The sequence below is a fragment of the Kluyvera ascorbata genome, from assembly GCF_023195735.1.
GTDB lineage: Bacteria > Pseudomonadota > Gammaproteobacteria > Enterobacterales > Enterobacteriaceae > Kluyvera > Kluyvera ascorbata.
On record NZ_CP096201.1, the window covers coordinates 2,690,168 to 2,714,110 of the forward strand.

Sequence of the window (23,943 nt, forward strand, 5' to 3'; positions counted from 1 at the left end):
TGATGGATTAAGAATAGCTGCTGCAAAATAAAATGTGAGGGATTTCAGTTGATTCTGATTGAGCAGGCCATTTCGTTCCCCTCTTCAAAACGCGTATACTGGTGATAGTTTCTTTACGTAACCTTAGCCTTCAAAACATTTTTATATTTTGTAAGATTTTTTGAATTATGCTAAATTAACGCTAAAATCATTGGAGAAAAGTCTTATGAAAATCGCCGTTTACAGCACCAAGCAGTACGACAAAAAGTACCTGCAAAATGTTAATGAGACATATGGCTTTGAACTTGAATTTTTTGATTTCCTGCTGACGGAAAAAACCGCGAAAACCGCTCACGGCTGTGAAGCGGTGTGTATTTTCGTCAACGACGACGGTAGCCGTCCAGTTCTGGAAGAGCTGAAGAAAATCGGCGTGAAGTACATCGCGCTGCGCTGTGCAGGCTTCAACAACGTTGATCTTGATGCGGCCAAAGAGCTGGGCCTTCGCGTCGTGCGCGTTCCGGCCTACTCACCGGAGGCCGTTGCTGAACATGCGATCGGTATGATGATGACGCTCAACCGTCGTATTCACCGTGCTTATCAGCGTACTCGCGATGCCAACTTCTCTCTCGAAGGCCTGACCGGTTTTACCATGTTCGGCAAAACCGCCGGGGTCATCGGTACCGGTAAAATCGGCGTTGCCGCGCTGCGTATTCTGAAAGGCTTCGGGATGCGTTTGCTGGCGTTCGATCCGTACCCAAGCGCTGCGGCGCTGGAGCTCGGCGTTGAGTACGTTGACCTGCCGACGTTGTTTGCTGAGTCAGACGTTATCTCGCTGCACTGCCCGCTAACCGCGGATAACTATCATCTGCTCAACGCGAGCGCGTTTGAGAAAATGAAAGATGGCGTAATGATCGTCAACACCAGCCGCGGTGCGTTAATTGACTCACAGTCGGCGATTGAAGCGCTGAAGACGCAGAAAATTGGCGCGTTGGGGATGGACGTCTATGAGAACGAGCGCGATCTGTTCTTTGAAGATAAGTCTAACGATGTAATTCAGGATGATGTGTTCCGTCGTCTGTCGGCCTGTCATAACGTGTTGTTTACCGGCCACCAGGCGTTCCTGACCGCGGAGGCGTTAACCAGCATTTCGGAGACAACGCTGGAGAACCTGCGTCAAATTGATGCTGGAGCGGACTGTCCTAACGCTATTGCTTGATGCGTTTTGCCTGCCTGGCTTCGGCTATGGTAAGTGGAGATTTATTTAGATATCGCTCCGTTGCGCTCTCTTCCAGCACTAGCCATATAAATTGCACTGGCGCAGAGAGCGCGCAAGGGGCGGCCAATCGCCGCCGCCCCCTGCACCCCCGGGCTCTGGCGGCAAAATCGCCACTTCGTGGTTCCCTCAGCTTATTCCCTCCGGCTTCGGGTCGGGCGCAAGTTTACATCCCTGTAAACTGCGCCCTCAGCCCACATCCATGTGGGCTGACCCGGCCTACGGGAAACGCTTCGGCGATTTAGACGCCACCAAAAACCGTGCGGTCTTCCAGTTGACAGCAAAAAACAACACAAATGTCACTGAAACCGATGAGTCCCGCTGGAAATCGGCGAGCCGTAGCACGCAAGACAAGGTCAATCCGCCAGGGATGGCGGATTGAGACGAACCGAGACAGGACAAAATTGCCGGGAGCAATTTTGAACAACGCTTGCGTTGGCCCCGAAGGGGCGAGGCCCATGGATGGGCCGAGTAATCTCGAGTTTCGCCGTGCCGCAGGCTGGAGTCGTAGGCGAGCGTAGTGCGAAGCACCGATTTCCCTGCGGGGCCGCGGGGATTGCCAAGGGGTGTGCGGCAAGCACCCCTTGGCCCGTTCACCGGTGAAAAATCCTCATATTCCGACTGACGTAAAGTGAACGGAACCCATCACCGCACTGGCATAAATTCAGTACTACCCTACTAATTTAGCCAATACAATAAGGGCTGCACTCCCCTCGGGAGCATTTTCCGCAAAGCCCCACAACCCGCTCCCGCTGTACAGTAACCCCTCAGTAGTATTCACCTGATCAATATTTTTATAAGAAGTCCAGAACAATGAAGAAAGTGTTTTTCCTGCTGGCTGCAGCCGCCCTGCTTTCAGGCTGCGTCTATAACAGCAAAATGTCGACCGGCGGCGATCAGCTACAGCATCACCGTTTTGTGCTTGAAAGCGTGAATGGCAATACCGTCAATAGCAACGGCGCGCCGCTCGAAGTGAGCTTTGGTGAGAAGCAACCGCTATTAAATAGAATTTATCTCTCCGGCGAGATGTGCAACCGCTTTTCCGGCACTGCAAAAATCAGCAATGGCGAGCTAAAAGCCTCCGACCTGGCGATGACCCGTAAGCTCTGCAGCGACGCGCAGCTAAACCAGCTCGACGCGACGCTCAGCAACATGCTCCGCCAGGGAGCCCAGGTCGATTTAACTGAACATCAGCTGACGCTGGCAACCGCCGATCAAACGCTGACCTTCAAACTCGCCGACCTGGTGAGTTAACACTCAATAGCTACCGCAGCTTCCTACCGCCAGAGATTGCTCGCTGCAACGCTTACCGTTTGGCAGCGCGCACATCCCGATGCTGGAACCGTCCAGCTGGCGGGCAGCGGAAAGCGTTCCGCCAATCATCGCGCAGTTTGCTTCGCCTGAGCTGGACATTGCCGCTCTCATCCCTGGCGTAACGTGTGCCGCGGTGGCCTGCTGTTCAGGTTCACTGCTGCACGCGGACAACAAAAGCGCCGCACACCCCACAAAAAAAGCAGCTCGCATCACTTCCCTCCGAATCGCAAAAATAGGAACAAACCTATGCATCATAGGCACCGAGCGCACGTACGTCGAGAGAGGAAGCGCGCATTTATGCACCTCAGAAACATTTTCTGTCAATTTTGTGGCGAAAAACATTCACATCATTGATGTAGACGCTCCCCAAGGACACAAAAGCAAAAATGATTCAGCGCGGGGTTTGCTAAACTTCACCTAACATCATCGACAAGAGCGATGAGTCTATTAAGGATAAATTTCCGGTCTGCGGCTATGCCCATGGACCACTTTTCTGCGCAATGTAAGGTGTCATAACCCATGATCACAACTGACGGTAATGGTGCGGTCGCCTCGGTGGCGTTCCGAACCAGTGAAGTCATCGCCATTTACCCGATCACGCCGAGTTCAACGATGGCCGAGCAGGCCGATGCCTGGGCGGGAAATGGGCTTAAAAACGTGTGGGGCGATGTTCCGCGCGTGGTCGAAATGCAGTCCGAAGCCGGTGCGATTGCCGCCGTGCACGGCGCGTTGCAGACCGGTGCGCTGTCGACCTCTTTCACTTCATCGCAGGGTCTGCTGCTGATGATCCCGACGCTTTATAAACTGGCCGGTCAGCTGACCCCGTTTGTATTGCACGTCGCGGCGCGTACCGTAGCAACCCACGCGCTCTCTATTTTTGGCGATCACTCCGACGTCATGGCTATCCGCCAGACCGGTTGCGCAATGCTGTGCGCCGGTAGCGTGCAGGAAGCGCAGGACTTTGCGCTGATTTCGCATATCGCCACGCTGAAAAGCCGCGTGCCGTTTATTCATTTCTTCGACGGTTTCCGCACCTCGCACGAAATCAACAAAATCGTGCCATTGGCGGATGACACCATTCGCGGGCTGCTGCCGCAGGATGAAATTGCCGCACATCGCGCCCGTGCGCTGAACCCAGAGCATCCGGTCATTCGCGGCACCTCCGCAAACCCGGATACCTACTTCCAGTCTCGCGAAGCCACAAACCCGTGGTACAACGCAGTATACGACCACGTTGAACAGACAATGGCTGACTTCGCTGATGCTACCGGCCGTCACTACAAACCGTTCGAGTACTACGGCCACCCGCAGGCTGAACGCGTTATCGTCATCATGGGCTCCGCGATCGGCACCTGTGAAGAAGTGGTGGATGAACTGCTGACCCGCGGCGAGAAAGTCGGCGTGTTGAAAGTGCGTCTTTATCGCCCGTTCTCCGCGCAGCATTTATTGCAGGCGCTGCCGGAAAGCGCGCGTAGCGTCGCCATACTTGACCGCACCAAAGAGCCGGGCGCCCTCGCCGAACCGCTGTATCTTGACGTTATGACCGCGCTGGCGGAAGCTTTTAATCAGGGTGAACGTGAAACCCTGCCGCGCGTGATTGGCGGCCGCTATGGTCTGTCATCAAAAGAGTTTGGCCCGGACTGCGTGCTGGCTATCTTTAATGAACTTTCAGAAGCGAAGCCAAAACCGCGCTTCACCGTCGGCATTTACGATGACGTCACCAACCTCTCCCTGCCGCTACCGGAAAATACGTTGCCCTCGCGCGCGCGCCTGGAAGCGCTGTTCTACGGGCTTGGCAGCGATGGTAGCGTCTCGGCGACCAAGAACAACATTAAGATAATCGGTAACTCCACGCCGTGGTTCGCACAGGGTTATTTTGTCTACGACTCCAAAAAAGCCGGCGGCCTGACGGTCTCTCACCTGCGCGTCAGCGATACACCAATTCGCTCCGCTTATCTGGTAGCGCAGGCTGATTTCGTCGGCTGCCACCAGCTACAGTTTATTGATAAATACCAGATGGCAGAGCGCCTGAAGCCCGGCGGTATTTTCCTGCTCAATACGCCTTACAGTGCTGATGAAGTCTGGGCGCGGCTGCCGCAGGAAGTGCAGGCCGTACTGAATCAGAAAAAAGCGCGCTTCTACGTGATTAACGCGGCGAAAATTGCCCGTGAATGCGGACTCGCCGCGCGTATTAACACCGTAATGCAGATGGCGTTCTTCCATCTGACGCAGATCCTGCCGGGCGATAGCGCGCTGATGGAGCTGCAAAACGCCATCGCCAAAAGCTACAGCAGCAAAGGTCAGGGCCTGGTTGAACGTAACTGGCAGGCGCTGGCACTGGCACGCGAGTCGCTGTTTGAAGTCCCGCTGCAGCAGGTCAACGCCACCAGCCCGAACCGTCCGCCGGTAGTGTCCGATGCCGCGCCAGATTTCGTCAAAACCGTGACCGCCGCGATGCTCGCTGGGCTAGGCGATGCGCTGCCGGTCTCCGCGTTGCCGCCGGACGGCACCTGGCCGGTGGGCACCACCCGCTGGGAGAAACGCAACATTGCCGAAGAGATCCCCATCTGGAAAGAGGAGCTCTGTACCCAGTGTAACCACTGCGTCGCCGCCTGCCCGCACTCGGCGATTCGTGCCAAAGTGGTGTCTCCAGAAGAGATGGAAAACGCCCCGGCCTCCCTGCACTCTCTGGACGTGAAATCCCGCGATATGCGCGGCCAGAAATACGTGCTGCAGGTCGCGCCTGAAGATTGCACCGGCTGTAATCTGTGCGTTGAAGTGTGCCCGGCAAAAGATCGTCAGGATCCAACCATCAAGGCCATCAATATGATGTCCCGCCTGGAGCACGTTGAAGAAGAGAAAGTGAACTACAACTTCTTCCTCGACCTGCCGGAAATCGACCGCAGCAAGCTGGAGCGTATCGATATTCGTACCTCGCAGCTGATTACCCCGCTGTTTGAATACTCCGGCGCCTGCTCCGGCTGCGGCGAAACGCCGTATATCAAACTGCTGACCCAGCTGTACGGCGACCGCATGCTGATTGCCAACGCCACCGGTTGTTCTTCTATCTACGGCGGCAATCTGCCTTCTACGCCGTACACCACCGATGCCAACGGTCGCGGCCCGGCATGGGCCAACTCGCTGTTTGAAGATAACGCCGAATTTGGTCTGGGCTTCCGCTTAACGGTCGATCAGCATCGTCAGCGCGTAATGCGTCTGCTGGACGGTTTTGCCGAGCATATTCCAGCTGAGCTGAACGAAGCGCTGCATGCCGACGCCACACCAGAGGTACGTCGTGAGCAGGTCGCTGCGCTGCGTAACGCACTGAAAGGTGTTGAAGGTGCCGAAGAGCTGCTGACCGACGCCGATGCGCTGGTAGAGAAGTCTATCTGGCTGATTGGCGGCGACGGCTGGGCCTACGATATTGGCTTCGGTGGTCTGGATCATGTGATGAGCCTGACCGAGAACGTCAATATTCTGGTGCTCGATACCCAGTGTTACTCCAACACCGGCGGCCAGGCTTCAAAAGCGACGCCGCTCGGTGCGGTTACCAAGTTTGGCGAGCACGGCAAGCGCAAAGCGCGTAAAGATCTCGGCGTCAGCATGATGATGTACGGTCATGTTTATGTGGCGCAGATTTCGCTCGGTGCGCAGCTTAACCAGACGGTGAAAGCGATTCAGGAAGCGGAGTCCTATCCGGGGCCGTCCATCATCATCGCCTACAGCCCTTGTGAAGAGCACGGCTACGATCTGGCCTTAAGCCACGATCAGATGCGCCAGCTTACGGCAACCGGCTTCTGGCCACTCTTCCGCTTCGACCCACGTCGCGGTGATGAAGGCAAAATCCCGCTGGCGCTGGACTCTCGTCCACCGTCTGACGCGCTCGCCGAAACGTTGATGAACGAACAGCGTTTCCGCCGTCTGAACAGTCAGCAGCCAGAAGTGGCCGAGCAGCTGTGGAAAGACGCGGCGGAAGATTTGCAGAAGCGCTATGACTTCCTCGCGTTAATGGCAGGGAAAGCCGAGAAGCCCATTCCGCAGGAATAACTTCTGATATCGACAACCGCCTTCATATTGAAGGCGGTTTTTTATCCAGTACGTGGTTAATTTCACCTATACGATTATTCCAATGCGTCATCATATTGATTCATGTAAATCCGAACCGGATGAACAAATATCAGAAACATTTAGTTTTATGCTGTCGATCACATTATCTAATCCGTCACGGGTAAATTTCCACCTTCCAAGTTTAGAAACTCACTCAACCATCATTTTATTATCGACATTCAGTATCGTCGCAACGGCATTGATTTTTCGGCCTGCGCCCTTCTATTTTGCATTCTTGTCTAATATTGCCTCAGTAATCACACTATTGAAACAGCGTAATAATTGCGCAGAAGAGAAATCCATTACATCGGCTACACGACCTGTTGATACAAGCCGCCACAGCTGACAACCCATTCAAAAACAAAGAAATAAAAAAAGCCCGAATGAGGGTTCGGGCTTGTCATTTCATATGACGAAGAAGTTAAATGACACACGGCAACATAAATACGTTGTGTGACAAAAAGGCATATAACGCAGGTAGATTACGTCAGCGAATATTATTTGTATAATTTTTATTTTATATAATTAATGACAATTCATTCATGGTATTTATCATCATTTCATTTGAATCATATACTTTAGATTTTACTCATGCTGTAACAAATGTTATTTACCATCTCAGAAAGGTCTCCTTTAGGATTGCCTTACTTCCTCTATTTGAGTGGAAGTGCGCGAATAAAAAAACTAAAGGAATAATTTCAATGAACAGAAAAGTACTGGCCCTCGTTATCCCTGCGCTGTTAGCAGCAGGCGCAGCTCATGCCGCAGAAGTTTATAATAAAGACGGCAATAAATTAGACATCTATGGCAAAGTAGATGGTCTGCACTATTTCTCCAGTAATTCCAACAACGATGGCGATCAGACCTACGTTCGTTTCGGTTTTAAAGGTGAAACTCAGATTAACGATATGCTGACTGGCTACGGTCAGTGGGAATATAACGTCCAGGCGAACAGCGAAGAGAGCGATACCGGCAACGCGTGGACCCGTCTGGCTTTCGCTGGTCTGAAATTCGGTGAATACGGTTCATTCGACTACGGTCGTAACTACGGCGTGCTGTACGACGTAGAAGGCTGGACCGATATGCTGCCAGAATTCGGCGGTGACTCTTACACCTACACCGACAACTTTATGGCTGGCCGTACCAACGGCGTAGCAACCTATCGTAACAACGATTTCTTCGGTCTGGTTGATGGTCTGAACTTTGCGCTGCAGTATCAGGGTAAAAACGAAAACCAAAGTGGCGAAGGCGACGTTGGCACCAACAACCGTAGCGGTGATAACGCGCGTAAAGATAACGGTGACGGCTTTGGTATTTCCACCTCTTACGATTTCGGTATGGGCGTAAGCGCAGCAGCAGCGTACTCCACATCAAATCGTACACAGGATCAGAAAAATGGTCAGGTAAATGCATCTGGTTACAACCAATATGCTAAGGGCGACACCGCTGAAGCATGGACTGCTGGCCTGAAATACGACGCGAACAACATTTACCTCGCGACTATGTATTCTGAAACTCGCAACATGACCCCGTACGGCAACGACGGCATTGCTGATAAAACTCAGAACTTTGAAGTAACAGCTCAGTACCAGTTCGATTTCGGCCTACGTCCAGCCATCTCCTACCTGCAGTCCAAAGGTAAAGATCTGATCAATACCAACGGCACCAACGCTGGCGATCAGGATCTGGTTAAATATATGGATCTGGGTGCAACCTATTACTTCAACAAAAACATGTCCACCTATGTTGATTACAAAATCAACCTGCTGGATGGTAACAAGTCCTTCTATCAAGAAAACGGTATTGCTACCGACAACATCGTTGCTCTGGGCCTGGTTTACCAGTTCTAATGCAACAAAAAACCCGCTGGCAACAGCGGGTTTTCTCTTTTACCACATCAACACAGCCTTACTGCACCGCGCTTTCTCCGTGAATCTCACCTTTAAACCCGGTTTTGGCAATCGCCGCCAGCAGCTGCTGGTTATCGAAATTCTCCGGCACCACCACTTCAGCCTGACGCGTTTTCAGCGACGCTTTCGCCTTGATAACGCCGTCGGTCGTCCGCAACGCCTGGTTAATCGAAATCACGCACAGCGGGCAGTTCATTTCACCAATATCAATGGTCACCAGCTTATCGGCGGCCCAGCCTAGCGGCGTGAATAGCATCAACGCCAGGCAAACTGCTTTTTTCATTCCATCCACTCCCAAATCCAGGGCAGAACATAAGGATAGGTGATAAGCGCCAGCACCAGCGGTACCGACAGCCAGTAGAGCCACACCAGCACCCGACGGCTCACCACGTTGACGCACACCGGCTTCGACGACAAATGCAGGCGCCAGAACCCCCGCGCCATCAACCCTACCGCCACCACAATCATCGGGAACTGCAGCCAGGAGGCACCGGGGATCCCCACCAGCCCTGCCGCTGAGATACCAAACAGCAGATACAGTAACGGCCCAATGCAACAAAGCGTTGATGCGCCAGCGGCGACAATCGCCGCCAGCAGCGTCAGTACACCGCCCTTAATGCTGTTCGACGCTGACATAGTCGTAGCTAAAGAGAGCAGGATCGTAGAAGTTCAGCGGGTCGCCATCAACTTCCGCATACGGATAGCCCAGGTTATTGACGTCACCCTGCTCTGCCGCTGGCGACAGCGCGAAATCACGCGCGTGGTTGAAGCCCACCCAGTTCATCTCCCAGTTGCCGAACAGATAGTCGTTTACTGCCGTTACCGCCGGGTCGCCGTTCTCTTTTTTCTCGGTCAGACGCATTTTAGTCACATCCGCTGGGTCAGCAGGCATCCAGCCAAAACCCGCCAGCCAGAACATCGCGCGGCAGTGCTGGCCACCGCTGACTTTAGCCACGCCCTGCGCATCGGCGCTGCCGAAGGCTTTTTTCGAGTAACCATCGAGTTTTCGACTAGCGCCCAGGCGAATACCGAACATTTCACGCGCCGGGATCCCGACCGCGCGGCACAGCGCGACAAACACCGAGTTAATATCGGTGCATTTACCGCCCAGCTTACCGGTTTTCAGGATTTCACCTACATCACCGGTACCGCAGCCAATCACCGCATCATCACGATGCATATGCGTACTCACCCAATCGTGAATCAGACGCGCCTGCTTAAGCGGGGCTTTTTCATTGCCGATAATTTTCAGCGCGGTCTCTTTTACCAGACCATCCACCGGAATATGCGGGGTTGCCTGTAGGAATGGCTTGATTTCGTCAGGGATAACGGCGCCTTCCACCGGCAGTTGCCAGTCGGCAAGACGGTTTTCTTTCAGCACTTCCCAATCACGGGTTTCAGTTTCCATTTCCACTTTGATATCCAGCGGGCCGCTGGAGGCAGGCCAGGTCACAAAGAGCACTTTCGCACCGTAACGGTTATTGGCATTGAGGGTAGCGCTTTGGTAATTCCCGCTAAAAGAGAGGTCAAGCAACTGCTGGAAAGCCGTGTCTTCCGGGATAGGGATCCACAAATTAACCTTGCCAGAAGAGCCCTCAGGGGCCTTAAGGCTGTAGGTCTGGGTCATAACAAAACGGCGGGATTTGCCTGAAGATGAAACGGCAGGCTTAGCAACAGCTTCGGTTTTTGCAAAAACCGGGCTCACCAGCCCAAGGGTGGAGAGTGCCGCGGCACCTTTCAGAAAGTTACGCCTTTCCATTGTGTTTCCTTCATCACCAGAAAAAGCTGGCGCTTAACCCCGCACCTGCGGAGGTTGGCAGCTATTATGCGGCTACGCATTCATCGCCACAATAATTTACGGGGCATTAAAGGCCCAAAATGCCAAGCGGACGCCGGACAACGCGCCACTCGAGACCTATAATCTGGCATCGTGACAAAAATTACGGGTATAATCCCCGCTATTATTCATCAAATTCAGAAGCGAAAATGACAAAACTTACCTTACAAGAGCAGATGCTAAAAGCGGGATTAGTCTCCAGTAAAAAAGTGGCCAAGGTCCAGCGTACGGCGAAAAAATCGCGCGTTCAGGCTCGTGAGGCAAGAGAAGCAGTCGAAGAAAATAAGAAGGCGCAGCTTGAGCGCGATAAGCTACTCAGCGAGCAGCAAAAGCAGGCCGTGTTATCGAAAGAGTATAAAGCCCAGGTGAAGCAGCTTATCGAGATGAACCGCGTCATGCCGGGTCGAGGCGATATTAGCTTTAACTTTACCGACGGCAGCATCATTAAAAAAATCACGGTCGATAAGCTGACGCAGACTCAGTTGATTAACGGGCGCCTCGCCATCGCGCGTCTGGCAACCCAGAGCAACGGTGATAGCGAATATGCGATTATCCCAGCGGTCGTGGCGGAAAAAATCGCTCAGCGCGATGCCAGCAGCATTGTTCTGCACAGCGCCCTAAGCCAGGAAGTACAGGATGAAGACGATCCGTACGCAGATTTCAAAATCCCTGACGATCTAATGTGGTAAGCATTATTTCATGTCGGCCTGATAAGCGAAGCGCCATCAGGCAATGCCCAAAAGCCCTCACGGGCTTTTTTATTGCTCAAAAAGGGCTAGCGTGACGCGCATTGACCGCTTCACCACTAACGGGGTGAACAAAATTCAGCGCGCTGGCATGCAGCATCAGCCTTGGCGCATGCTCGGCGCCCGCCATCAATAGACCACCGTACAGATCACAACCCAGAATCGGATGCCCCAATTGCTGACAGTGAATCCGCAACTGATGCGTACGGCCGGTTTCCGGGGTTAATGTGACCCGCGTCAACGGCAACGGCGTTCCCCCTTCTCCCTGCTGGAAAAAACGTGCATCAACCCGGTAATGAGACCGCGCCGGTTTTCCCTGGATCGGGCAAATCGTCATACGCGGGAACCGCGCCGGATCTTTAGCAATCGCCGCGTCAATAATCCCTTCATCATGTTCCAGATGACCACACAGTAAAGCGCTGTATTCCTTCGTCACGCTGCGCTGGCTAAACTGCTGGCACAGAGCTGCATTAATGGCTTTATTGCGCGCCACTACCATAAGCCCGGAGGTGCCAAAATCAAGACGGTGAACCAGCGTACAGCCGGGGAAATCCTCTACCAGCCGGTGGTGTACTGAATCGAGGTTCTGCGGATTTTTCCCCGATAGACTCAGTAACCCGGCAGGCTTATTGATAAGCAGCAGATGTTCATCTTCATAGAGGATCTCTATCTCAGCGGAACACGGTGGAGCGATAAAAGTATCAACAATTGTAGACATCAGGTGGCCAGCATAGCGAAGGTGCCGGGATAATAGCGAAATTCCCGTCTGCTGGCGAATCAGTTGTTTCGGTGATCGCCTGCTGACGGAACAGGTTAGCCGGGCGGACGGTGCTGATTATATTATCACGAAACTGCTTTAATATTCTGGAGAACAATACCTATGCCATTTGGCCTAATACGCCATACCAAATAGCCATTATTATATACACCAATAACAACAATCATTAATCCAACCAATAAAATTATAGAGGCATATATTTACTATGCCATTGTCCTTTTTTGTTACATTCACTATTAATTAAAAGAAGATTCAAGCGAAGTTATAAATTGCATTAGAATCCATTACAGGAATAATACACAGGCTTGATCAATTTACTTCATTCATAGGTATTTAAATGAAACGTGCACTACTTGTCTCTGCATTAATGGTTTCTTGTTCTACTTTTGCAGCGTCAAATCAGCTTGATCAATGGACTGGTTTTTATGCAGGGGGCAATCTCGGTTATGGCTCAGGCCACAGTCGCGATGAAGGGAATTCAAGCTCCTGGGGCGATTCTATCGACGGTGTGGTCGGTGGTATTCAGGTTGGTCATAACTGGCAGTTCGATAATAATATCGTACTGGGCGTGGCAGCGAACCTGAACCTGTCTGATATGGGCGATGATTTCAAAAACAGTGCCCACGATCAGTACGACCCGTATGATGGCTCCGTTGATATCAAACAGAACGGTTCTGTCGATGTCCTGATGGGCTATGCTTTTGACCGCATTCTTCCATACGTAAAAGTGGGCGTGACTGTCGCAAAACAAGATTTCACGATGGGTTGCCACAAAGGCGATACCGCGGTAACGAATGGCTGTAAGAACGCAGAATTCAATACCAGCGCATCAAATATCTCTGCAGGTATGAACGTTGGCGCGGGTGTACAATATCGCGTAACCGAGAATTTATCTGCGGGTATTGAATATACATACGTTGATTTAGGAACGTCTTCCGTTTATCTGCACGATCCTAACTTCCCAGATTATGGTTCTCGTGACTTTAATACGTCTTACAGTACCACCACGCTTAACGTAAACTATCTCTTCTGATAGCCAGCATCACGGAAACTATATTTTCCCAGGAACGTAGGCATCCGATAACAACATAATATTTGCATTCTTAATTATTTTGAATAGCGATGCGTCACGTCTGATAAATCTCATCAGCATAATAAGGCTGCCGATAATATTATCTGTCAGGTCCATTATTTTAATGGGCCTTCTATTTTACACCATACTCTCTGATGAAAGCCTACCCCAGCCCCCTTCCACGCCAGCCTCGCGCAGGTCGGCTCCAGAATTAGATGGCTCAACGCTGTAAAACGTGCTGACATTCACCGTCGTAATCCGTACCATACACGCCACACATTCGCTGATTCGCTTTTGACCGGTCAGCGCGAGACATGTCTTTTATCGCAAATCAAATGGACGGGAAGACGCTGTGTTCGGCCTGAATTTCCATTTAGATTTTTGAGTAACCATTAAATGCAACAAAATCAAGAAATTAGCCAAAAAGAAAAATACAATCTGAACAAGCTACAGAAGCGCCTGCGCCGTAACGTGGGTGAAGCCATCGCTGACTTCAACATGATTGAAGACGGCGACCGCATTATGGTTTGCCTGTCCGGTGGTAAAGACAGCTACACCATGCTGGAAATTTTGCGCAACCTGCAGCAGAGCGCCCCTATCAGCTTCAGCCTGGTGGCGGTAAACCTCGACCAGAAACAGCCGGGCTTCCCGGAGCACATTCTGCCAGAGTATCTGGAGAAACTGGGCGTAGAGTATAAGATTGTCGAAGAGAACACCTACGGCATCGTGAAAGAGAAAATCCCGGAAGGGAAAACCACCTGCTCGCTCTGCTCCCGTCTGCGTCGCGGTATTCTGTACCGTACCGCCACTGAACTCGGGGCGACCAAAATCGCGCTGGGTCACCACCGTGACGACATCCTGCAAACGCTGTTCCTGAACATGTTCTACGGCGGTAAAATGAAAGGCATGCCGCCGAAGCTGATGAGCGACGACGGTAAACATATCGTTATTCGTCCGCTGGCCTACTGCCGCGAAAAGGATATCGAGCGTTTTTCTGAGGCTAAAGGGTTCCCAATCATTCCATGCAACCTGTGCGGTTCGCAGCCAAACCTGCAGCGTCAGGTGATCGCGGACATGCTGCGCGACTGGGACAAACGTTATCCAGGCCGTATCGAGACCATGTTCAGCGCTATGCAGAACGTGGTGCCATCGCACCTGAGCGATATCAACCTGTTTGATTTCAAAAGTCTGACCCACGGCGGTGAAGTCATTAACGGAGGTGACCTGGCGTTTGACCGTGAAGAGATGCCGTTACAGCCGGTAGGCTGGCAGCCAGAAGAAGAAGACGGTCAGTTGGATGAGCTGCGTCTGAACGTAGTTGAAGTGAAGTAATACGATTGTCGCGTCTCAGGTTTATGCCTGAGACGCGTTATTCCGCGCTTATTTCAGCAAACGCACTCGGCACGCCTTGCCTTTGATTTTCCCTTTCTGCAGCAGTTTCCACGCCTGATGCGCTACGCCTTCGCGAACCGCCACGTAAACGTGTGCTGGATGAACGTCGATTTTACCGATATCCGCCCCTACCAGCCCAACGTCACCGGTTAACGCGCCCAGCACGTCACCTGCACGCATTTTGGCTTTCTTGCCGCCGTCGATGCACAGCGTCATCATTTCTGGCTCCAGCGGCACAACGCGCGCTTTACCCGGCTCAGCCATCCAGTTGAGTTTAATTTGCAGCATTTCAGCAAGAATATTGGCGCGCTGGGCTTCTTCCGGTGCACAGAAGCTGATTGCCAGCCCGCTGTTACCGGCACGAGCGGTACGTCCAATGCGGTGCACGTGAACTTCCGGGTCCCATGCCAGTTCGTAGTTCACCACCATCGCCAGCGATTTTATGTCCAGACCGCGTGCCGCCACGTCGGTTGCCACCAGAATACGCGCACTGCCGTTAGCAAAACGCACCAGCGTCTGGTCGCGGTCACGCTGTTCGAGGTCGCCGTGCAGCACGATGGTGCTCTGGCCCGCAGCATTCAGCTCTTCATAGACCGCCTGGCAATCTTTTTTGGTGTTACAGAACACCACGCAGGACGCCGGCTGATGCTGACTCAACAGCTGCTGCAACAGGGCGATTTTGCCGTGACGCGGCACGTCGAAGAACTGCTGCTCAACGGCTGGCAGCGCGTCAACGGAATCAATTTCGATGGTTTCCGGCGAGCGCTGTACGCGACCGCTGATCGCCGCGATGGCGTCCGGCCAGGTCGCGGAGAACAGCAGCGTCTGGCGAGACGCTGGCGCAAAGCGAATAACTTCATCGATGGCGTCGCTAAATCCCATATCAAGCATACGGTCCGCTTCGTCCATCACCAGCGTTTGCAGCGCATCCAGAGAAACGGTGCCTTTTTGCAGGTGATCCAGCAGACGCCCCGGCGTCGCCACAATTATATGCGGCGCGTGCTGCAGCGAGTCGCGCTGCGCACCGAAAGGCTGGCCACCGCACAGCGTAAGCACTTTAATGTTTGGCAGGAAACGCGCCAGACGACGAATTTCCCCAGCGACCTGGTCTGCCAGCTCACGAGTTGGGCACAGCACCAGCGATTGTGTCTGATACAGACCCGCATCAACATGTTGCAGCAGGCCTAAACCAAATGCTGCCGTTTTGCCGCTACCGGTTTTTGCCTGTACCCGCACATCCTTTCCAGCAAGGATGGCTGGCAGCGCGGCCGCCTGTACCGGGGTCATAGAGAGATAGCCCAGGTCGTTAAGGTTTTCGAGCTGGGATGCGGGGAGGATATTCAGGGAGGCAAAAGCGGTCACGGTGTAGTTCTCACGAATTAGGGGCTGACGTTCAGCAGGCGCGTATCCTCGCAGATCTCGTCGCGGGATGCGACAACTAATCAACGAGTGTAGCCAGGGTAGCGGAAAAAAAGACAAAAAAAAGCCGACTATTCTAAGCCGGCGTCGTACGAATCAATTGTGCTATGCAGTAATTCAAAAAAAGGAAGTAAGACAATATGGAGCGCAACGCCCATCGCTTGACGTTGCATTCACCTGCAGGAACGATATTGCCTCGATTGGAGCGCTGGTTTATTGACCTCGCTCAAATTAAGTTGCGTTATCGTCACCTGGCGGAATATAAAAGATGACTTTTTACAACCAGTTACTGCGGTGTAACCACCACGTAACACCCCCAATGAGTACGACCAGCATAATACAAAAGAGGGAGAATCCCAGATGCGAACCGCCGCCGGGAATACCGCCCAGGTTGACGCCAAATAGGCCGGTCAGGAAGGTGCTGGGTAAGAACACCATGGCCATCAGGGACATCGTGTAGGTGCGACGCGAAAGCGACTCTTGCATCATCTGCGCGATTTCGTCGGTCATCACGGCGGTGCGAGCGATACAGCCGTCAATCTCATCCAGCCCACGGCCAAGTCTGTCAGCAATGTCCTGCATCCGTCGGCGCTGATCGTCAGTCATCCACGAGAGCCGTTCACTGGACAAGCGCGCGTACACATCACGCTGCGGTGCCATATAGCGTCGCATCACGATAAGCTGTTTGCGCAGCAGCGCCAGGAAGCCACGCGGCGGCACCTGCTGCTCAAGCAGATTGTCTTCAAGGTCGATAATTTTGTCATGCAGCTGTTCGATAAACTCGCTAGCGTGATCGGTCAGCGCATCGCATACGTCCACCAGCCAGGAGCCGCAATCCGTTGGACCGCTGCCCTCCTGCAGGTCACTCACCACATCATCCAGCGCCAGCACTTTTCTCTGCCGCGTAGAGACAATCATGCGTTCATCAATATAGAGACGCATCGCCACCAGTTGGTCAGGGCGTTCGTCGGTACTACCGTTAATACAGCGCAGCGTTATCAGCGTTCCCTCACCTAATCGACTGACGCGTGGCCGCAGGCTTTCGCCAGCAAGCGCATCACGTACCGTTTGCGGCAGCAGTGGCGTTGTTGCCAGCCATTCGGCGCTGTCGGGATGGGTGTAATTCATGTGCAGCCAGCACGGATTATCTTTGCTGACGGTTTCATCGTCGGTCAGGGGTCTGACTCCGCCCTGGCCGTCGAGTAGCCACGCAAATACCGCATCAGGTACGTTCAGTTCTGATCCCTTTATGGCTTCCACTTCGCCTCCGATCACGACTATTCATCCTGATAGTCTAGCTATCTGCTTTTGTTAAGCAATAAGAGCGTGTGCCATCGCGCTGAAATTGTTCACAAAAGGTGGTAGGTAGAAGTGATTGGATTAGTGCTTCCTTGCCGCGGTAGGCCGGATAAGCCAAGCGCCATCCGGCCTAGCGGGAACGCTTCAGCGGTTGAAACGTTATCAACAGCGAAAAACCCTGCAAACCCTAAAACGACTGCCAAAAATCCTTATCATGGCTCCCCGCCACCGCTGGCTGCAATGCCCCCACCGGCGGCGCATCAGCCGCCCGTGGCTCCCCTCCGATACGGAAGTTCTGCGTCCGCGACTGCAACTCAATAACCTGATGCTTCAGAACATCAGACGACCGCGCCAGCTCCTCAACCACCATCCCATTACTCTGGGTTACGGTTTCCAGCTCCGTCAGCGCCTGAGTGATCTGGTCAATCCCCTTTTCCTGCTCATTGGTTGAGACGGCAATCTGCTCCATCAGGCTGTTGAGCTCACCAGACCCCGCGACGATGTCCTGCATATTCTTCTCGGCTTCGGCCACAATATTCGCCCCTTGCGTCACGTTATCGCTGGTCACGCTAATCAGGGTCTTAATACTTTTTGCCGCCTCGGCGCTGCGATGTGCCAGATTGCGCACCTCACCGGCTACCACCGAGAATCCTTTACCATGATCGCCCGCTCGGGCTGCCTCTACCGCCGCGTTCAGCGCCAGAATATTCGTCTGGAACGCAATGCCATCAATCATGGCAATGATTTCAGTCATCTGACGAGCACAGTCGGTGATCGACTGCATATTGTTCGCCACTTCACCCATCAGCGCGCCACCTTTACGGGCGCACTGAGTCGCATCGCCCGCCCGCTCGCTGGCCAGCCTGGTATGCTCGGCGTTGTTTTTGGTACTTGCCGCAATCTCTTCCATGCTGGAAGCCGTCTGCTGAAGCGTTGCCGATTGTTCTTCGGTTTTGACCGCCAGTTCCGCACTGCGGTTAGCCAACTGTTCGGATAGGGACATGGCTGAATCAGACGAAGCGCGAATCTCCGCCACAAGCGTAGAGATATTATTCGATAAGTTATTGATACCCGGAATTAAGCGCCCTGCGCAGTTATTACCGAATATAGGAATACGCACCGACAAATTCCCATCATTAACTTCGTCAATGCTGCGTTTAACCGCGTTAATCGGTGTGACGAGATATTTCGTCATATAAAGCCAGAGCAACCCTAGTGCCACCACCCATACAATATTGACGGCCAAATGCAAGAATATATTCTTCGATAATATTAAACAGATCACATCTGCAATAAGAAAGACCGCCAGAATAAAAACCAGGATAAAAGTTCGGACGCTAATGTTTTTAAACATAATCTACTCCCCAACTCCTGCTGTGTCATTTTGTTATATCACCAGAAGTTGCATTTTCCAGACTATTTCCATGTTTTTAAGTAGTTTAATTGTTAGCAACGTTAGTTTTACTTTTTGCAGATTTTTAAACCAACCAAAGTAAAACTGACAAAACCAAAAATCACAGCAACAGTTAAGCACCAATAAAATAAGAACAATATAAAAAAGCAAGACTTAATGTTCACTGGCATTTCATTACTCGTTAGCCATGCTTAATAATATCCAATGACGAAAAAAGAGCGTCTGAGAAGTGTTTTTTCATTGTGTAAATTTAGGAATTTACTGATAGATTAATTAAATCACGTTTATGAAAAGGTATGGATTGCATGATGCTGCACGCTTCGTGGGACCCGATACTAGTCGGTATTTCATTTCTGGTGGCCTTCATTGCGTCTTTCGTTGCGCTTGATAGTGCTGCAAAAATTGCCGCTTCTAATAAAAAGGCGGCCATCTTCTGGCGTATTACCGGCGGCGCGACGCTAGGCATTGGTATTTGGTCAATGCACTTTATCGGCATGTTGGCAATGAAAATGCCGATGCCGATGAGCTATCACCTTGAGCTCACGGTTATTTCCTTATTAGCCGCGATTATTGCCTCTTCATTGGCCATTAATATTGCGGTCGCTGGCAATACGTTATCACTAAAACGCCTCTGTATTGCTACCGCCCTGCTCAGCTCCGGGGTCGTAACCATGCACTATGTCGGCATGGCGGCGCTGATGGCCCACGACGAAATCACCTGGAGCATTCCGCTGATTATCGCCTCGGTCATCATTGCTATCGTGGCGTCATGCGTAGCCCTTTGGCTGGCGTTCAGCCTGCGCCTTAACAGTAAAGGAGTACTGCTAACCCGCGTCGGCGCGGCGTTCGCCATGGGTATTGCCATCGCCGCCATGCACTACACCGGCATGAGCGCCGCCACCTTTACCGGCCATAGTCATATGATGATGAACCACGGCGCTATGGTCAGCGAAGAGGGTCTCTCTATCTGGGTATCGGTCACTACGCTGCTATTGCTGGGACTGATGCTGATGATTTCCATGGTGGATTCACAGGTTCGCACCACGCGCCTGACGGAAAATTTACAGCGCCTTAATCAACAGCTGGAACAACAGGCGCGCTTCGATGGGCTGACGGGGCTTGCGAACCGCAGCCAGATTGACATGCGGCTGCTGGCCTGCCTGCATCAATCACGCCTGGCCGGCAGCACTTTCGCGCTGGTGCTGATGGATCTCGACCGTTTTAAATTAATTAACGATGCCTGGGGCCACCACGTTGGCGATAACCTGCTGGTGTCCGTTGCGAACCGCATGAGCGCCTGTATTAATCCCAAAATGACGCTCGCACGCATTGGTGGGGATGAATTTATTCTGCTGGCGCCAGATTGTAATGAAGCGGAAATTGCCGATATTTGCACCCGCATGGTGGAGAGCATTCGTCGTCCGTTTTATCACTCCGGACAAATCCTGCAGATCTCATTAAGCGTGGGAATAAGTCTTTATCCCGGCCACGGTGAAACGCCTCAGGAACTAAAACTCTCCGCAGACACGGCGATGTATCACGTGAAGCACAGCGGTCGTAATGGCTGGGTTTTCTATCATGAATCGATGCTCGACAGCACCTGGCAAGGGGCACATTTTCTGCAGGATCTAACCCAGGCGCTGGATCACGGTCAGTTTGAGCTGTGGTATCAGCCCAAGTATCACGTCAAAGAACAGCGTATTTACGGTTTTGAAGCCCTCCTGCGCTGGCGGCATCCGAAAAAAGGGATCCTGCTGCCCGAGGTTTTCCTGTCTACGCTACAGAATACGGGGCTCATTGTCTCGGTTGGGAACTGGATTGTGGACCAGGCCTGCCAGCAGTTGCACAAATGGAGTCTCTCAGGGCATGACGATTGGACGATATCGTTGAATATCTCTCCGGTACAGTTTGAGCAGCAGAATTTTTATGAGCGAGTCTGCGACGCGCTGGTACGCCATCACGTTTCCCCTACTCGCCTGACCATCGAGCTTGCGGAAACCACCGCGCTCCACGGCTTTGATCGCAGCGTGCAGATTTTTAACGATTTCTGTCGCATCGGGATCACCATTTCTATCGACAACTTCGGCGTGGGTTATTCCAATATGCTGGCGCTGCAGGATCTTCCCGCCGGTGAGCTGAAAATCGATAAAAGCTTTATGAAGGATATGCGGGAAAACAGCAAACACGTCAGAATTGTCTCCACCATCATTAACATCGCCCATTCGATGAATATGGACGTCGTGGCCGAAGGTATAGAGACTCAGGAACAGCAGCGGATCCTCAGCGGGCTTGGCTGCGATACCCTCCAGGGCTTCTGGTTCTCTGACCCAGTACCAGCGGATGATATTGAGGTCATGCTAAATAATCTGCCGCTAACCGGCGACCCGAATTCTCCCGCCACCCTGCGCCGGGATATTTCCTCCGGTAAGAAGCGTCAGGCCTGAAGTCTGGTGAGCGGTATTCCACCGCTCACCAGACTGATTCATGAATTTTGATCATTACCGTTAGAGAATACCCCCCTCTAATCAAATAAATCTCCCCGCGCTATTCTTCTTCTACTCAGAAAAAGGATAACGCCATGCAAACAGTAAAACTGAACAACGGTATCGTGATGCCTCTGCAGGGCTTCGGGGTTTATCAGATGACCGATGCCGCGGAATGCGAGCGCGCGGTGCTTGATGCCCTGGATACCGGCTACCGGTTAATTGATACCGCCGCTTCCTACCAGAATGAAACCCAGGTCGGCAATGCTCTTAAGCAAAGCGGCATCGCCCGCGACGAACTGTTTATCACCACCAAGCTGTGGCTGCAGGGTACCAGCTACGATGGGGCCAAAGCCCAGTTTGAACGATCGCTGAACCGCCTGCAGTTGGACTACGTCGACCTCTATCTCATCCACCAACCTTTCGGCGACATACACGGCGCATGGCGCGCTATGGAAGAGCTACACCAGGCGGGGAAAATTCGCGCCATTGGGGTCAGTAACTTTCACCCGGACAGGCTCGCCGACCTGATGGCTTTTAATACCGTCGTGCCCGCCGTTAACCAGGTTGAAGTTAACCCGTTTAACCAGCAGCTTCACGCCACGCCGTGGATGCAAAGTCACGGCATCCAGCCGGAAGCCTGGGCACCATTTGCCGAGGGCCGTAACGGCCTGTTTGAGCACCCGACGCTTACCGCCATCGGAAAAAAATACGGGAAAAGCGTGGGCCAGGTGGTACTGCGCTGGCTGCTGCAGCGCGGCATTGTGTCGCTCGCAAAATCCGTGCGCAAAGCACGTATGGTCGAAAACTTTGCCATTAACGACTTTACGCTGAGCGATGACGACATGCTGCACATCGCTGCGCTGGATACTGCCACCAGCGCCTTTTTCTCCCACCGTGATCCGGCCATCGTTGAGTGGCTGGCCGCCCGCAAACTCGACGTTTAATCCCATAAGGAATCTGCAATGCAACAGAGAACGCTCGGCCAGTCTGGTCTGAAAGTATCCGCACTTGGGCTTGGCTGCATGGGGCTTAGCTACGGCTACGGCCCAGCAACAGACACCCGTCAAGCGGTAGAACTGATTCGCGCCGCCGTTGAGCGCGGGGTGACCTTTTTTGACACCGCCGAAGTCTACGGCCCTTACCTCAATGAAGAGGTGGTCGGCGAAGCACTGAAGCCGTTTCGCGACCGCGTAGTCATTGCCACCAAGTTTGGCTTTACCTTCGGTGATGACAACAAGCAGCAGATTTTAAACAGCCGCCCGGAGCATATCCGTAAAGCGGTAGAAGGTTCACTTAAGCGCTTAAAAACCGACGTTATCGACTTACTCTATCAGCACCGCGTTGACCCGGATGTCCCGATTGAGGACGTTGCAGGCGTGGTTAAAGACCTGATTGCCGAAGGTAAGGTGAAACATTTTGGTCTTTCCGAAGCCGGGGCGCAGACCATTCGCCGCGCGCATGCGGTACAGCCCGTTACTGCACTGCAAAGCGAATACTCTATGTGGTGGCGTGAACCGGAGCGAGAAATCATCCCGCTGCTCGAAGAGCTGGGGATCGGTTTTGTGCCATTCAGCCCGCTGGGCAAAGGTTTTCTGACCGGGGCCATTACCACCGACACCGCCTTTGGCAGCGATGATTTCCGCAGCAAAGTGCCGCGCTTCCAGGCGGAAGCCCGCGAGACTAACGCGCAACTGCTGACCGTACTGGCAGACCTGGCCGCCGAGCGCGGGATCACCCCCGCACAAATTGCGCTCGCCTGGCTGCTGGCACAAAAACCGTGGATAGCTCCCATTCCGGGTACCACCAAGCTGCACCGGCTGGAGGAAAACCTGGGGGCGGCAGAAATTGTGCTAACGGCCAGCGATCTGCAAAAAATTACCCTGGCGCTGGATGCGATTAAGATTGTGGGCGATCGTTATCCTGCATCCATTCAGGCGCGCGTCGGACGATAAAAATGACAATGGCCTGTGACTTTGACAGGCCATTTTTTCACGCGTTAACCGTCGCTGCCTTACTGCTTGAATAGATAAAATAGAGCGCAATGCCTAAACAAACCACCGCCCCCAAACGGGTATAGGTGAAGTGGATAGACGCGTTGCCCAGCCAACCAAAGTGGTCAATCAGCATGCTCATAGCCAGTTGGCCGAAAATAACCGCCACCGTGGCGATGCCGGTACCAATTCGCTGTACCGCCACGACCATAATCACGATGTACGGGACGCCGAGCATCGCCCCCATCAGCTGCCATTTTGGCACGTCCAGTAACGTTACCGTCTGCACCGGTTCGAAATAGAAAATCAGCAGCGCCGTCACTAACGCACCCACCGAGAAGGTCAGGAATGCACTTTTCAATACCCCCACCTGGCTACCAAGCCGACCGTTGATTGCCGCCTGAACGCTCAGCGTCGCACCGCCCAATACCGCCAATAGCATCATGATAACTATCATTATTTACCCTCTTGCCACCAGCAGCAGCGCCGCCAGAATAAAGCCCAACGCGTACAGACGCTGTACGTTGATTTTACGGTGCGGCGTACCAAACAGGCCGTAATGGTCAATCAGCAGACTTTTGAAAACCTGCCCCGCTAGTACGCCAATCATCGTCATCGCCACGCCAATAATCGGTGCCGCCACCGTGAGGATCACCACGTAGATAGGCCCGAGCACCCCACCCAATAACGTCCAGCCCGGCTGGGAAAAAAATGAGGGCCCCGAGCGCGGGCTGAAAAACAGCATCAGTAAAAACGTCAGTACCGCACCGACGCCGAAGATGCTGAACGTCGCCCATAAATCACCCACTTCCCCGCCGAGCGGACCCAGAATCCCGGCTTCAACCGACAGCCCCATACCACCGGCTATCACCAGCGCAATCAGTAACAGTTGCATCACTACCCCCCATCGTTAAGGCGGATGAAGA

Annotated in this window: 20 protein-coding genes; 10 read left to right on the forward strand and 10 right to left on the reverse strand. The window is 52.9% G+C overall.

What is annotated here, in order from left to right; all coding sequences use genetic code 11:
- The first annotated feature begins 205 nt into the window (after nucleotides 1–205).
- Nucleotides 206–1,195, forward strand: a complete 990-nt coding sequence (locus tag MY052_RS12760) for a 2-hydroxyacid dehydrogenase (RefSeq protein ID WP_035895788.1) — start codon at nucleotides 206–208, stop codon at nucleotides 1,193–1,195.
- An 870-nt stretch (nucleotides 1,196–2,065) separates the two neighbouring features.
- Nucleotides 2,066–2,506, forward strand: a complete 441-nt coding sequence (gene hslJ, locus MY052_RS12765; RefSeq protein WP_123650467.1) for a heat shock protein HslJ — start codon at nucleotides 2,066–2,068, stop codon at nucleotides 2,504–2,506.
- A 3-nt stretch (nucleotides 2,507–2,509) separates the two neighbouring features.
- Here the strand turns inward: hslJ and MY052_RS12770 are convergent, their stop codons facing one another.
- On the reverse strand, nucleotides 2,510–2,776 hold the full coding sequence (locus MY052_RS12770) for a putative hemolysin (protein ID WP_035895266.1): 267 nt from the start codon (nucleotides 2,774–2,776) through the stop codon (nucleotides 2,510–2,512).
- Nucleotides 2,777–3,085: 309 nt separating this feature from the next.
- Here MY052_RS12770 and nifJ point away from each other — a divergent pair, with 309 nt between their 5' ends.
- Both nifJ and ompC read left to right on the forward strand, forming a co-directional pair.
- Nucleotides 3,086–6,613: a pyruvate:ferredoxin (flavodoxin) oxidoreductase gene (nifJ, locus tag MY052_RS12775; RefSeq protein WP_248537106.1), complete on the forward strand. Its 3,528-nt coding sequence runs from the start codon at nucleotides 3,086–3,088 to the stop codon at nucleotides 6,611–6,613.
- A gap of 761 nt (nucleotides 6,614–7,374) precedes the next feature.
- Nucleotides 7,375–8,523, forward strand: coding sequence for a porin OmpC (gene ompC, locus MY052_RS12780; RefSeq protein WP_248537107.1), 1,149 nt, complete (start codon nucleotides 7,375–7,377; stop codon nucleotides 8,521–8,523).
- A gap of 58 nt (nucleotides 8,524–8,581) precedes the next feature.
- Here the strand turns inward: ompC and MY052_RS12785 are convergent, their stop codons facing one another.
- From MY052_RS12785 to MY052_RS12795, 3 genes are read right to left on the reverse strand one after another with little or no spacing between them, the layout of a single operon-like run.
- On the reverse strand, nucleotides 8,582–8,866 hold the full coding sequence (locus MY052_RS12785; RefSeq protein WP_035895277.1) for a heavy-metal-associated domain-containing protein: 285 nt from the start codon (nucleotides 8,864–8,866) through the stop codon (nucleotides 8,582–8,584).
- Nucleotides 8,863–9,219: a hypothetical protein gene (locus MY052_RS12790; protein ID WP_115074230.1), complete on the reverse strand. Its 357-nt coding sequence runs from the start codon at nucleotides 9,217–9,219 to the stop codon at nucleotides 8,863–8,865. Before MY052_RS12790 ends, MY052_RS12785 begins: the two co-directional genes overlap by 4 nt.
- On the reverse strand, nucleotides 9,197–10,342 hold the full coding sequence (locus tag MY052_RS12795; RefSeq protein ID WP_248537108.1) for a transglutaminase-like domain-containing protein: 1,146 nt from the start codon (nucleotides 10,340–10,342) through the stop codon (nucleotides 9,197–9,199). Before MY052_RS12795 ends, MY052_RS12790 begins: the two co-directional genes overlap by 23 nt.
- Nucleotides 10,343–10,569: 227 nt before the next feature.
- On the opposite strand from MY052_RS12795, the gene MY052_RS12800 reads away from it, so the two are divergent.
- Nucleotides 10,570–11,109, forward strand: a complete 540-nt coding sequence (locus MY052_RS12800) for a DUF2058 domain-containing protein (protein ID WP_185064419.1) — start codon at nucleotides 10,570–10,572, stop codon at nucleotides 11,107–11,109.
- Between the two features lie 76 nt (nucleotides 11,110–11,185).
- Here the strand turns inward: MY052_RS12800 and MY052_RS12805 are convergent, their stop codons facing one another.
- Nucleotides 11,186–11,884, reverse strand: coding sequence for an RluA family pseudouridine synthase (locus MY052_RS12805; protein WP_248537109.1), 699 nt, complete (start codon nucleotides 11,882–11,884; stop codon nucleotides 11,186–11,188).
- Between the two features lie 397 nt (nucleotides 11,885–12,281).
- Here MY052_RS12805 and MY052_RS12810 point away from each other — a divergent pair, with 397 nt between their 5' ends.
- The gene (locus MY052_RS12810) at nucleotides 12,282–12,977 is read left to right on the forward strand and encodes an outer membrane protein (protein ID WP_202215826.1); all 696 of its coding nucleotides are present in this window, start codon (nucleotides 12,282–12,284) and stop codon (nucleotides 12,975–12,977) included.
- A 435-nt stretch (nucleotides 12,978–13,412) separates the two neighbouring features.
- A complete protein-coding gene (ttcA, locus tag MY052_RS12815; protein ID WP_035895287.1) occupies nucleotides 13,413–14,348 on the forward strand; it encodes a tRNA 2-thiocytidine(32) synthetase TtcA in 936 nt (311 codons plus the stop codon).
- 48 nt (nucleotides 14,349–14,396) lie between these two features.
- Here ttcA and dbpA read toward each other — a convergent pair whose 3' ends face one another.
- The 3 genes from dbpA to MY052_RS12830 form a co-directional block, all read right to left on the reverse strand.
- Nucleotides 14,397–15,770, reverse strand: a complete 1,374-nt coding sequence (gene dbpA, locus MY052_RS12820; RefSeq protein WP_202215827.1) for an ATP-dependent RNA helicase DbpA — start codon at nucleotides 15,768–15,770, stop codon at nucleotides 14,397–14,399.
- A gap of 333 nt (nucleotides 15,771–16,103) precedes the next feature.
- Nucleotides 16,104–17,087, reverse strand: a complete 984-nt coding sequence (zntB, locus tag MY052_RS12825) for a zinc transporter ZntB (RefSeq protein ID WP_035895307.1) — start codon at nucleotides 17,085–17,087, stop codon at nucleotides 16,104–16,106.
- Between the two features lie 226 nt (nucleotides 17,088–17,313).
- Entirely contained in the window at nucleotides 17,314–18,480 is a 1,167-nt protein-coding gene (locus MY052_RS12830; RefSeq protein WP_248537110.1) for a methyl-accepting chemotaxis protein, read from the reverse strand.
- Nucleotides 18,481–18,845: 365 nt separating this feature from the next.
- Between MY052_RS12830 and MY052_RS12835 the strand changes: the two genes are divergently transcribed.
- The 3 genes from MY052_RS12835 (at nucleotide 18,846) to MY052_RS12845 (ending at nucleotide 22,978) form a co-directional block, all read left to right on the forward strand.
- A complete protein-coding gene (locus MY052_RS12835; protein WP_248537111.1) occupies nucleotides 18,846–20,984 on the forward strand; it encodes a putative bifunctional diguanylate cyclase/phosphodiesterase in 2,139 nt (712 codons plus the stop codon).
- 134 nt (nucleotides 20,985–21,118) lie between these two features.
- Nucleotides 21,119–21,970, forward strand: a complete 852-nt coding sequence (locus MY052_RS12840) for an aldo/keto reductase (RefSeq protein ID WP_248537112.1) — start codon at nucleotides 21,119–21,121, stop codon at nucleotides 21,968–21,970.
- Between the two features lie 18 nt (nucleotides 21,971–21,988).
- A complete protein-coding gene (locus MY052_RS12845) occupies nucleotides 21,989–22,978 on the forward strand; it encodes an aldo/keto reductase (protein WP_248537113.1) in 990 nt (329 codons plus the stop codon).
- Between the two features lie 37 nt (nucleotides 22,979–23,015).
- Here the strand turns inward: MY052_RS12845 and MY052_RS12850 are convergent, their stop codons facing one another.
- Both MY052_RS12850 and MY052_RS12855 read right to left on the reverse strand, forming a co-directional pair.
- Nucleotides 23,016–23,474: a DMT family transporter gene (locus MY052_RS12850; protein WP_202215831.1), complete on the reverse strand. Its 459-nt coding sequence runs from the start codon at nucleotides 23,472–23,474 to the stop codon at nucleotides 23,016–23,018.
- A 3-nt stretch (nucleotides 23,475–23,477) separates the two neighbouring features.
- Nucleotides 23,478–23,912 (reverse strand): DMT family transporter, encoded by a 435-nt coding sequence (locus MY052_RS12855; protein ID WP_035895296.1) that lies wholly within the window; start codon nucleotides 23,910–23,912, stop codon nucleotides 23,478–23,480.
- Nucleotides 23,913–23,943: the final 31 nt, after the last annotated feature.

What these genes read in the sequence shown, in the direction of transcription:
- MY052_RS12760 (WP_035895788.1), top strand. Translation starts at nt 206, where the DNA reads ATGAAAATCGCCGTTTACAGCACCAAGCAGTACGACAAAAAGTACCTG.
- hslJ (WP_123650467.1), top strand. Translation starts at nt 2,066, where the DNA reads ATGAAGAAAGTGTTTTTCCTGCTGGCTGCAGCCGCCCTGCTTTCAGGC.
- MY052_RS12770 (WP_035895266.1), bottom strand. Translation starts at nt 2,776, where the DNA reads ATGCGAGCTGCTTTTTTTGTGGGGTGTGCGGCGCTTTTGTTGTCCGCG.
- nifJ (WP_248537106.1), top strand. Translation starts at nt 3,086, where the DNA reads ATGATCACAACTGACGGTAATGGTGCGGTCGCCTCGGTGGCGTTCCGA.
- ompC (WP_248537107.1), top strand. Translation starts at nt 7,375, where the DNA reads ATGAACAGAAAAGTACTGGCCCTCGTTATCCCTGCGCTGTTAGCAGCA.
- MY052_RS12785 (WP_035895277.1), bottom strand. Translation starts at nt 8,866, where the DNA reads ATGAAAAAAGCAGTTTGCCTGGCGTTGATGCTATTCACGCCGCTAGGC.
- MY052_RS12790 (WP_115074230.1), bottom strand. Translation starts at nt 9,219, where the DNA reads ATGTCAGCGTCGAACAGCATTAAGGGCGGTGTACTGACGCTGCTGGCG.
- MY052_RS12795 (WP_248537108.1), bottom strand. Translation starts at nt 10,342, where the DNA reads ATGGAAAGGCGTAACTTTCTGAAAGGTGCCGCGGCACTCTCCACCCTT.
- MY052_RS12800 (WP_185064419.1), top strand. Translation starts at nt 10,570, where the DNA reads ATGACAAAACTTACCTTACAAGAGCAGATGCTAAAAGCGGGATTAGTC.
- MY052_RS12805 (WP_248537109.1), bottom strand. Translation starts at nt 11,884, where the DNA reads ATGTCTACAATTGTTGATACTTTTATCGCTCCACCGTGTTCCGCTGAG.
- MY052_RS12810 (WP_202215826.1), top strand. Translation starts at nt 12,282, where the DNA reads ATGAAACGTGCACTACTTGTCTCTGCATTAATGGTTTCTTGTTCTACT.
- ttcA (WP_035895287.1), top strand. Translation starts at nt 13,413, where the DNA reads ATGCAACAAAATCAAGAAATTAGCCAAAAAGAAAAATACAATCTGAAC.
- MY052_RS12830 (WP_248537110.1), bottom strand. Translation starts at nt 18,480, where the DNA reads ATGTTTAAAAACATTAGCGTCCGAACTTTTATCCTGGTTTTTATTCTG.
- MY052_RS12835 (WP_248537111.1), top strand. Translation starts at nt 18,846, where the DNA reads ATGATGCTGCACGCTTCGTGGGACCCGATACTAGTCGGTATTTCATTT.
- MY052_RS12840 (WP_248537112.1), top strand. Translation starts at nt 21,119, where the DNA reads ATGCAAACAGTAAAACTGAACAACGGTATCGTGATGCCTCTGCAGGGC.
- MY052_RS12845 (WP_248537113.1), top strand. Translation starts at nt 21,989, where the DNA reads ATGCAACAGAGAACGCTCGGCCAGTCTGGTCTGAAAGTATCCGCACTT.
- MY052_RS12850 (WP_202215831.1), bottom strand. Translation starts at nt 23,474, where the DNA reads ATGATAGTTATCATGATGCTATTGGCGGTATTGGGCGGTGCGACGCTG.
- MY052_RS12855 (WP_035895296.1), bottom strand. Translation starts at nt 23,912, where the DNA reads ATGCAACTGTTACTGATTGCGCTGGTGATAGCCGGTGGTATGGGGCTG.